General features: G+C 65.0%; 9 protein-coding genes. 6 read left to right on the forward strand and 3 right to left on the reverse strand.

The features are described 5' to 3' along the window. The first annotated feature begins 6 nt into the window (after positions 1-6). From lpdA to VL752_RS17285, 3 genes are read left to right on the forward strand one after another with little or no spacing between them, the layout of a single operon-like run. Entirely contained in the window at positions 7-1404 is a 1398-nt protein-coding gene (lpdA, locus tag VL752_RS17275; RefSeq protein WP_325357102.1) for a dihydrolipoyl dehydrogenase, read from the forward strand. 59 nt (positions 1405-1463) lie between these two features. Continuing rightward, positions 1464-2447, forward strand: coding sequence for a lipoyl synthase (gene lipA / locus VL752_RS17280; protein WP_325357103.1), 984 nt, complete (start codon positions 1464-1466; stop codon positions 2445-2447). Beyond that, the gene (locus VL752_RS17285; RefSeq protein WP_325357104.1) at positions 2447-2920 is read left to right on the forward strand and encodes a type II toxin-antitoxin system RatA family toxin; all 474 of its coding nucleotides are present in this window, start codon (positions 2447-2449) and stop codon (positions 2918-2920) included. Before lipA ends, VL752_RS17285 begins: the two co-directional genes overlap by 1 nt. Here VL752_RS17285 and VL752_RS17290 read toward each other — a convergent pair whose 3' ends face one another. Then, a complete protein-coding gene (locus VL752_RS17290; RefSeq protein ID WP_325357105.1) occupies positions 2921-3955 on the reverse strand; it encodes a purine-nucleoside phosphorylase in 1035 nt (344 codons plus the stop codon). Between the two features lie 155 nt (positions 3956-4110). Here VL752_RS17290 and VL752_RS17295 point away from each other — a divergent pair, with 155 nt between their 5' ends. Next, entirely contained in the window at positions 4111-4299 is a 189-nt protein-coding gene (locus VL752_RS17295) for a hypothetical protein (protein ID WP_325357106.1), read from the forward strand. A 6-nt stretch (positions 4300-4305) separates the two neighbouring features. Here the strand turns inward: VL752_RS17295 and VL752_RS17300 are convergent, their stop codons facing one another. Both VL752_RS17300 and VL752_RS17305 read right to left on the reverse strand, forming a co-directional pair. After that, complete coding sequence (locus VL752_RS17300; RefSeq protein ID WP_325357107.1) at positions 4306-5988, reverse strand: NAD-dependent malic enzyme; 1683 nt, start codon at positions 5986-5988, stop codon at positions 4306-4308. A 136-nt stretch (positions 5989-6124) separates the two neighbouring features. Beyond that, positions 6125-7234 carry an energy transducer TonB gene (locus VL752_RS17305; RefSeq protein ID WP_325357108.1) on the reverse strand — a complete coding sequence of 370 codons (1110 nt, stop codon included), beginning with the start codon at positions 7232-7234 and terminating at the stop codon, positions 6125-6127. Between the two features lie 256 nt (positions 7235-7490). On the opposite strand from VL752_RS17305, the gene VL752_RS17310 reads away from it, so the two are divergent. Beyond that, positions 7491-8870 carry an ethanolamine ammonia-lyase subunit EutB gene (locus tag VL752_RS17310; protein WP_325357109.1) on the forward strand — a complete coding sequence of 460 codons (1380 nt, stop codon included), beginning with the start codon at positions 7491-7493 and terminating at the stop codon, positions 8868-8870. A 3-nt stretch (positions 8871-8873) separates the two neighbouring features. Next, on the forward strand, positions 8874-9529 hold a 656-nt coding region (eutC, locus tag VL752_RS17315; RefSeq protein ID WP_325357110.1), incomplete at its 3' end, for an ethanolamine ammonia-lyase subunit EutC.

Below are 9529 nucleotides of genomic sequence, written 5' to 3' on the forward strand. Positions count from 1 at the left end.
AATTTCATGGCCGAGCAAAGCTTCGATGTCGTGGTTGTCGGCGGTGGCCCCGGCGGCTATGTGGCCGCTATTCGCGCCGCCCAGCTTGGCTTGAAGACGGCTGTGGTGGAGCGTGAGCACCTGGGCGGCATCTGCCTGAACTGGGGCTGCATCCCGACCAAAGCCCTGCTGCGCAGCGCCGAGATTTCGCATCTCCTTGCGCATCTCGACGAGTTCGGCTTCTCCGCCGACAATATCAAATTTGACCTCGATAAGGTCGTGAAGCGCTCGCGCGGTGTCGCGAAGCAGCTCGCCACCGGGGTCGGCTTCCTGCTCAAGAAGAACAAAGTCACGGTCTTCGACGGCCAGGCCAAGCTCGCGGGCAAGAATACGGTCGCGGTTGAGAAGGACGGCAAAGCGGTCGCGACGCTGAAGGCCCCGCACATCATCCTGGCGACAGGTGCGCGGGCGCGCGACCTGCCGGGGATGGAGGCGGATGGCAAGCTGGTCTGGAACTACAAGACGGCTATGGTGCCGACGATGATGCCGAAATCCCTCCTGGTCATCGGGTCCGGCGCCATCGGCATCGAATTCGCGAGCTTCTACCTTAACATGGGCGCGAAGGTGACGGTCGTCGAAGTCATGGACCGCGTGCTGCCGGTGGAGGATGAGGAAATCAGCGCCTTCGCCCGCAAGTCTTTCGAGAAGCAAGGCATGGTCATTCATACGGGCGTTGCCGTGAAGGGCCTCAAGAAGGGGTCGGATAATGTGACGGTGACCATCGAGGCCGCCGGTAAGACCCAGGAGATCACGGTCGATCGTGTCATCTCGGCTGTTGGCATCGTCGGCAATGTCGAGAATCTCGGCCTGGAAGAGGCGGGGGTGAAGGTCGAGCGCACGCATGTCGTGGTCGATGGTTTCGGCCGCACGGGCGTCGAGGGCATCTATGCCATCGGCGATCTCGCGGGGCCGCCGTGGCTTGCCCATAAGGCGAGCCATGAAGGTGTCATCTGCGTCGAAATGATCGCGGGCAAGAACCCGCATCCGCTCGATACCGGCAATATCCCGGGCTGCACCTATTGCCGCCCGCAGGTCGCTTCGGTGGGCCTCACCGAAGCCAAGGCGAAGGCCGCCGGGCATGAGGTGAAGGTCGGCCGCTTCCCCTTCATCGGCAATGGCAAGGCCATCGCCATGGGCGAGCCAGAGGGCATGGTGAAGACTGTTTTCGACGCCAAAACCGGCGAGTTGCTTGGTGCGCACATGGTTGGCGCTGAGGTGACCGAGATGATCCAGGGCTATGTCATCGGCCGCACAATGGAGACGACGGAGGCCGAACTCATGGAAACCGTCTTCCCGCACCCGACCGTCAGCGAGACCATGCATGAGGCGGTGCTTGACGCCTACGGTCAGGCCATACACTTCTAGGCCGATTGCGGCTGCGAGACGGGCGCTCCGCTGCGGGCGCCTTCAGCAAGGACAGGATCATGGCCACCCGGCTCGTCATCGACCATCGCCACCCTGAAAAGGCCCATCGCCCGGACAATGCCGTCGCGCGCAGCAAGCCCAGCTGGATCAGGGTCCGCGCGCCGAGTCATCCGATCTATCACGAGACGCGCGAACTCATGCGCAGCCACAAGCTCGTGACGGTCTGCGAGGAGGCGGCCTGCCCGAATATCGGCGAATGCTGGTCGCAGCGGCATGCGACCATGATGATCATGGGCGACACCTGCACGCGCGCCTGCTCCTTCTGCAATGTCCGCACCGGCATGCCGGACGCGCTGGACGCGGACGAGCCCAACCGCGTTGGCGATGCGGTGGCGAAGCTGGGTCTGCTGCATGTCGTCATCACCTCCGTCGACCGCGATGACCTGGACGATGGCGGGGCACGGCATTTCGCGTCGGTGATCGGCGCCATCCGGCAAGCGGCACCGGGCACGACGATCGAGGTATTGACGCCGGATTTTCTGCGCAAGCCGGGTGCTATCGAGATCGTGGCGGAAGCGGCCCCCGATGTCTTTAATCACAATCTGGAAACCGTGCCACGCCTCTACCCCACGATCCGGCCGGGCGCGCGCTACTACCAGTCGCTCCGCCTGCTCGACAGGGTGAAGCAGCTGAGCCCCAGGATTTTCACCAAATCGGGTCTCATGGTGGGGCTGGGTGAGGCCCGGCCCGAAGTCGGGCAGGTGATGGACGATCTGCGCATTGCCGATGTCGATTTCCTCACGCTCGGCCAGTATCTGCAGCCGACGCCGAAACATGCGGCGGTCGCGAACTTCGTGACGCCGGAGGAGTTCGGTGATTACGCCTCCATGGCCCGCGCCAAGGGCTTCCTCATGGTCTCCGCTACCCCGTTGACCCGCAGTTCCTATCACGCAGATGCTGATTTCGCTGAGCTACGTGCCGCGCGGGAGGCACAGGTCGCGGCTATTGCCCGCGCACCCGTTCCGCTGGCTGCAGTGGTCTGATGCCGCGCTACGCCGAGCAGAAGCGGGTTCCCTACCAGCCGGAACAGATGTTCGATCTGGTCGCCGACGTGGGCAAATACCCCCAGTTTCTGCCCTGGTGCGTTGGTGCGCGCATCCGAAGCCAGACGAATGAGGAGATGGTGGCCGATCTCACCATCGGCTTCGGACCCTTCCGGGAGAGCTTCACGAGCCGGGTGAAGCTGGAACATCCGCATACTATCCTCGTGCAATACGAGAACGGACCCTTCAAATACTTGCGCAACCGCTGGACCTTCAAACCGGACCCGAATGGTTGCCTGATCGACTTCTTCGTCGATTTCGAGTTTCGCAGCCGCGTGCTGCAGATGGCGATCGGCACGGTCTTCGCGGAAGCCGTGCGCCGCATGGTCTATGCCTTTCTCAAGCGCGCGCGGGACGTCTACGGCGCACCGGCCGCGACCGTGCATGTGGTGCCAGCGGCCGCGAAGAGCTGATTATTCCTTCGGCACGCCGTTTTCCCAATCCGGCCAGTCGGAGACGATGGCCTGCACCAACGGATTGCCGGCGCGGTAGAGATTGTCGAGCGCGATTAGAAAGCCGCCCTGCTCGGCGTATCTGAGCAGGTTTGTTGCATTGTCACCGCCCGGTGCCGCACGATCGAAATCGGAGCCCGCGCGCAGCACCGCGACCCTTTGATCATCCGCGAGGCCCGCGCTCGTCGCGCGGGTCAGCACCTCGTAGGTTGCGTTGTCCTCCTGCTGGGTCGTGCAGTATTTTCCTGCACCGTCCGTCAGCAGTTTCGTCCAGGTCTCTGCACGTTCCCCAAGCTTGGTGCCGCTCCACCATGTGTCACCCGTCAGCGTGTCGCATTCGATGACGCTGGGCGCCGCATTTCCTGGAGGCGGATAGTCAGCACGGGCCTTCGCGGCCGCAGGCGTATCCGCAAGCTTGACATCCTTCGACAGGGTATAGGCGCGAGCCTGGAGTGCCGGGTTGAGCGCGAAAACCTCGGTCTTGTAGTCCAGCGGCGGCTTTTGATCCGGATTTTGGGTGTTGATGCCCGTATAGCCGGTCGGCCAGGATGTCGGCGCCTCGCGCTCGTCCAACTCCCATTGCAGGCCCCAATCGACGAGGTAATGCGCCCAGGCGGCCGAACCCAGCGTGCCGTAATGGGGATTGATCCCCGCGATGCCGGCGACGAGCCAATAGGTCTTCCGCAGATCGAACCGTCCGGAGAAGACGAGGGCCGATACCGAGGCAGCGGCATTGGCTTCGCCCATGCCCGTGGTCAGCAGGCAGACACCCTCGGCCGCGCAATGCACCTGCGGGTAGTCGGGGCTGAGACCCGGCACGGTAATCGCTTCCGTCAGCGGCAGATGCTTCTGCCACACTCCGCCTTCCGGCCCGAACATCGAGACGATCATCACCTTGACCGGCAAGGGTTCGGCGGCCTGCGCTGGCGCCGCCGCCAAACCGCTTCCGGCCGCGGCTGCGGTCGCTGCCACTGCCAGCCACAGGCCAAGCCGCATGAAGAGATCTCCCGATCGAAAGAAAAGATTGGCCAGAAGCTTAGGCGTGATCAATCTGGCAGGGAAGGCAGAGTGCAGGCAAGGCGCGGGCGCCTTCGGGCAGGATGGCTCAACCGACTGCGCTATGACGGGGCGAAGCCGACGGGGAGGCGTACATGCACATCGTGATGAGTGCGAAAGAGCAGGAGCTCTTGCTGGCTTTCATTCGCAACAGCCGCAGATATGTGGAGTTCGGATCGGGCGGCAGCACGAAACTCGCCGCACAGCACGTCAAGGGGCCGCGCCCCGGTGCAGGCCCGCAGGCGCGGGCTATTCTCGAGGCGCATAGGTTCACGCCGGAATAGCTCGGCTCAGGCGCGCAGGTAGGGCTGGTAGGCTGGCTCCCAGATTGTCGCATCCACCCGCGCCGCGATCTCCGTCTCGCTCATTGCCGGAATCAGCCCGTCCTTGACGGCAGCAAGAGCGACCCGAATGGCGATCCGGCGGGAGACGCTGCGCACATCCGAGAGTGGCGGCAGAAGATGGGGCACCGTGTCCCCGGTCTTGGCGGGTGCCGCGTCGGCGAGCGCGCGCGAGGTCGCCATGAGCATCGCGTCCGATACCCGGGGAATGCCGAGGGCCAGCACGCCGAGGCCGAGGCCCGGGAAGATATAGACATTGTTGGTCTGGGCGATGGGGAAGGTCTTGCCGCCGAATTCCTGGGGCGGGAAGGGGCTGCCGGTGCCGATGATGGCGCGGCCTTCAGTCCAGGCGAGGACATCGCCCGCCTGCGCTTCCGCGCGTGACGTCGGGTTGGACAGCGGGAAGATGATCGGCCGCTCGGCATGGCGCGCCATCTCGCGCACGATCTCTTCGGTGAAAAGACCCGGCTGGCCGGTGACACCGATCAGGATCGTGGGTTTCACCGCGCGGATGGTTTCGAGGAAAGAGACCTGGGTCGGGTCGCTGTGCGGGATCTGGTCGAGATCGGATTGTTTACGGGCGAGCTTCTGCTGGAAGGGATAGAGCCCTTTCATTCCGTCATGCATGAGGCCGAAGCGATCGACGATGTAGACGTTCGCGCGTGCTGTGGCGGGATCAGCGCCTTCCTCGATCGCTGCCGCAATCAGCTGTTCGGCGATGCCGCAGCCGGCGGAGCCGCCGCCGAGAACCACAATCTTCTGTTCCGGCAAGGGTTTGCCGGAGGTGCGCACGGCGGCGAGCGCGGTGCCGACCACCACGGCCGCCGTGCCCTGCACGTCATCATTGAACATGCAGAGCTGATCGCGGTAGCGCTCGAGGAACAGCGTCGCGTGATCAATCGCGAAATCCTCGAACTGCAAAAGAACGTTCGGCCATTTGCGCTTGACGGCCTGGACGAAGGCATCGACGAAGGCTTCATAGTCCTGCCCCTCGATGCGCTTGTTGCGCCAGCCGATATAGAGCGGATCGGCCAGGCGCTCCTCGTTATTGGTGCCGACGTCGAGCGTGATGGGCAGGGTGTTTTCGGGCGCGATGCCGCCGCAGGCGGTGTAGAGCGAGAGCTTGCCGATGGGAATGCCCATGCCGCCGGCCCCCTGATCGCCGAGGCCGAGGATGCGGCCGCCATCCGTCACCACGATGGCGCGTACATCCTGGTCGCCGACGGAGGCGAGCATCTCGTCCATGCGGTCGCGCAGCGGATAGCTGATGAAGAGGCCGCGCGGCCTGCGATAGATTTCACTGAATTTCTGGCAGGCCTCGCCCACGACCGGCGTATAGACCATGGGCAGCATCTCGATCACGTGGTCAACCATCAGACGGTAGAAGAGCGTCTCGTTGCGATCCTGCAAGGCACGGAGATAGATGTGCCGCTCGATATCGGCATCCTTCCGGCTGTAGGCGGCATAGGTGCGGGCGACCTGGGTTTCTATCGTCGTAACGGCGGGCGGCAGCAGGCCGTGAAGCCCGAAGGCTGATCGTTCATCATCGGGAAAGGCGCTGCCCTTGTTCAGCCTTGGCTCGTCGATCAGTTCAAATCCATGCTGGGAGACTCGAAGTTCCGATGCAGCCATCGCCTGTCCCTCCTGTGCTGGGCAAGGATGCGGCCAGGCTTGAGTGCCATCCGGGAAATCGGGAAGCCTCCAGGCCTGCAGACCGCCCTCGCTGTCCTTCGTTATCAAGAGAAGCTTAGAGAATTCCCGTCAATCGCTAATGAATGATTTGGTAGTGCATGGTCGCTGTCACGGTGACCGTGTTCGATTTTGCATCAGCCCCGAGCGGCGGCAGGTCGGCATCGCGGAACAGACCCAGCCAGGATTGGTCGAGGAGCGCATAGCCCGTGGGCGTCACCATCATGAGGCTGATGACATGACCCGCCCGGTCGACGGTGAAGCGGACGGTGACGGAACCTTGCTGTCCCATCTCGCCCGCCATTTCAGGGTAACTGGCCCGATCATTCACCCATTGTTGCAGTTCCGAAAGCCAGTTCTTGCCCGGACTGCCTTGAATGGCGAGGTCGCTGCCGGGGTTCGCCTGCATGGAGGACGGCAGTTGCAGATTCATGCCCTTGGTGCGGCCGCCCGAGGTGCTGCCGCCGCCATTGAAGGACATGCCGTTCATCATCATGCCCTGGCTGAAGACGCTGCTGCGGCCTTGGCTGGAACGGCGCGTGGGCGCGGCCTTTTGCGGCGTCGGCGGAATGGGCGGCAGTGGCGGGGGTTCGGGAAGCTTCATCGGCGCCAGTTCAGGCAAAGGCGGCATGTTGAGATTCACCTCCGCCGGCTCGTTGTCCGGGATGGTGGAGGGCCGTGGAACGGGCGCCGGCACGGGTGCCGGGGTCTTGGGGGCGGTCGGAGCGGGCGGCGGCGGTGGCGGCAGCTTGATCTTGGGCAGCGCCGGCGGCGGCTTCGGCGCGGCCGGAACGGGCTTGGGCTCTGGCGGTTTCGGCCGCGGTGGGGCGACCGGCTTGGGCGGTGTCACCGGATGGGGTGGCTCGGGCCTTTTGATTTCGGGGCGCGGCAGGGGGGCCGGCGGCGGTGCGGCCTGGACCGTGTGCCGAGGTGTCGGGCTCGGCCGGCCGCGGGGTGCGGCCTCATGAGCAACCTGGTTCTGCTTTATAGCGGTCTTGGGGGCGGTTGCCGTTTTCTTGCCGGGCTCGAAGACTACCGAAACGGCGTTGGTCGGCGGCGGCTCCGGCGGCGTCCTGTTGGGAAAGGTGATGATCAAGGCAGCCAGGATCGCAAGGTGAAGCGCTGCCGAAACACCGGCCGCGATCGTCAGCCGATCGCGTGGCGGCGCGGCTCTGCGGCGCGGCACCATGGGAGTCCGACCCGGGCGCGGCTGATCCCCGACGGATGAGAGTTTGGGCGTCCGCCGTGGGGTGACCATACGAGCTGATGCGGGCCTTTGGAAATTCGGGAACACCGCATAGCATGCCCTGGGCCAGCGGTTAACGGCCGGGATGTTGCTTTCTGTTGCGCCGCCCGCCGCAAACGGCGCGCTTCCTGCTTGGGAAAAGGCGGCGCCCGGTCCGTCCGGGCACCGGGATCGGATCGAGGACAAGGAGTTCGACCGCATGTATGCGCATTCCGTCGGCGGGACCCGCTACTGCTTTCCTGATCTGAAAACGCTGATGGCGCGCGCCACCCCGCACCGCTCGGGCGATGTCCTGGCCGGTGTCGCAGCCTCCAGCATGGCGGAGCGTGTCGCCGCCCAAGCCGCGCTCGCCGACCTTCCGCTCAAGAGCTTCCTGGTGGAAGCCATCATCCCCTACGAGACGGATGAGGTCACTCGCCTCATTATCGACGGCCAGGATCCAGCAGCCTTTGCTCCTGTTTCCCATATGACCGTCGGGGATTTACGGGACTGGCTGCTGTCGGACGAGGCCGATACGGCGGTCCTTGCGCGCCTCGCCCCTGGCTTGACACCCGAAATGGCGGCCGCAGTCTCGAAAATCTGCCGCGCCCAGGACTTGATCCTGATCGGCGCGAAATGCCGGGTGACCACCCGTTTCCGCGATACGATCGGCCTGCCCGGACGCCTCGCCTCGCGCCTGCAGCCGAACCACCCGACCGATGATCCGAAGGGCATCCTGGCCAGCATCGTAGACGGGCTGCTGCTCGGCTGTGGCGATGCCGTGATCGGCATCAATCCTGCCTCCGACAGCCCGCAACGTGTGCACGACCTGCTCTCCATGCTGGACGATCTCCGCCAGCGCCTGGAGGTGCCGACCCAGAGCTGTGTGCTGACCCATGTGACGACGGCGATCGACCTCATGGCGCGCGGCACCCCGGTGGACCTCGTCTTCCAGTCGATCGGCGGGACGGAGGCGACCAATACGAGCTTTGGCTTCAGCCTGGCGACGCTCGCCGAGGCGCATCAGGCGGCGCTCGCGCTGAAGCGCGGCTCGGTCGGCGATAATGTCATGTATTTCGAGACCGGGCAGGGCAGTGCGCTGTCCGCAGGTGCTCATCACGGCTGCGACCAGCAGACGGTGGAGGCGCGGGCCTATGCGGTCGCGCGCCGCTTCTCGCCCTTGCTGGTCAATACCGTCGTCGGCTTCATCGGGCCGGAATATCTCTATGATGGCAAGGAGATCATCCGCGCCGGGCTGGAAGACCATTTCTGCGCTAAGCTGCTCGGCGTGCCAATGGGCTGCGACGTCTGTTACACGAACCACGCCGAGGCCGATCAGGACGACATGGACCTGCTCATGACCTCTCTGTCCGCAGCGGGCCTCACCTTCATCATGGGCATTCCTGGTGCCGACGATGTGATGCTCGGCTATCAGAGCACCTCCTTTCATGACGTGCTGGCGCTGCGCCAGATGCTGGGCCTGAAGCCCGCGCCGGAATTCGAGGTTTGGCTCAGCCGTGTCGGGCTGATGGACGATTCCGGCCGTATCCGCCCGCTCGACATGCCGGAGCGCTTCCAGCGTCTCTTGGCGGCGGCCTGAGGCATGGCGATGGATCGCTTCGAGACTCTCCGCCAATTCACGGCCGCCCGCATCGGGCTGCGGCGGGTGGGGCCGGGCATCGCCACATCGGACCATCTCGCCTTTCGCGCGGCCCATGCGCTCGCACGGGATGCTGTCCATACGCCCCTGGACCTCGACGCGCTGGAAGCGGGGCTCGGCCCGCTGGGCCTGCCGGTCGTGCGGGTGGAAAGCCGCGCGCTTGACCAGCACACCTATCTCACCCGCCCCGATCTCGGGCGCCGCCTGTCGGATGCCGCGGTCCAGGCCCTGCGGCCCCTGGACCGCGATCCGGACATCGCGGTACTCGTCGCCGGCGGGCTCTCTGCTTTCGCCATCGCGAGCCATGCGGCCGATCTCCTGGGGCTGCTTGTGCCGGCATGGCAAAGGGCGGGGCGGCGGCTCGGTCCTCTCTGCATCGCGCCGCGCGGCCGCGTGGCGCTGGGGGATGAGGTGGGGGCTATCCTCGGCGCGCGGCTGGTGCTGGTACTGATCGGCGAGCGCCCGGGGCTGACGTCTCCCGACAGTCTCGGCGCCTATCTCACGCTCGGCCCGCGGCTCGGCTGCACGGATGCGGACCGCAACTGCATCTCCAATATCCGGCCCGAAGGCATGGATCTGACGGAGGCGGCGCGCCGCAT

The organism is Acidisoma sp. (assembly GCF_035492295.1).
Classification (GTDB): domain Bacteria; phylum Pseudomonadota; class Alphaproteobacteria; order Acetobacterales; family Acetobacteraceae; genus Acidisoma.

What these genes read in the sequence shown, in the direction of transcription:
- VL752_RS17285 (WP_325357104.1), top strand. Translation starts at nt 2,447, where the DNA reads ATGCCGCGCTACGCCGAGCAGAAGCGGGTTCCCTACCAGCCGGAACAG.
- VL752_RS17290 (WP_325357105.1), bottom strand. Translation starts at nt 3,955, where the DNA reads ATGCGGCTTGGCCTGTGGCTGGCAGTGGCAGCGACCGCAGCCGCGGCC.
- VL752_RS17305 (WP_325357108.1), bottom strand. Translation starts at nt 7,234, where the DNA reads ATGGTGCCGCGCCGCAGAGCCGCGCCGCCACGCGATCGGCTGACGATC.
- VL752_RS17300 (WP_325357107.1), bottom strand. Translation starts at nt 5,988, where the DNA reads ATGGCTGCATCGGAACTTCGAGTCTCCCAGCATGGATTTGAACTGATC.
- lpdA (WP_325357102.1), top strand. Translation starts at nt 7, where the DNA reads ATGGCCGAGCAAAGCTTCGATGTCGTGGTTGTCGGCGGTGGCCCCGGC.
- lipA (WP_325357103.1), top strand. Translation starts at nt 1,464, where the DNA reads ATGGCCACCCGGCTCGTCATCGACCATCGCCACCCTGAAAAGGCCCAT.
- VL752_RS17310 (WP_325357109.1), top strand. Translation starts at nt 7,491, where the DNA reads ATGTATGCGCATTCCGTCGGCGGGACCCGCTACTGCTTTCCTGATCTG.
- VL752_RS17295 (WP_325357106.1), top strand. Translation starts at nt 4,111, where the DNA reads ATGCACATCGTGATGAGTGCGAAAGAGCAGGAGCTCTTGCTGGCTTTC.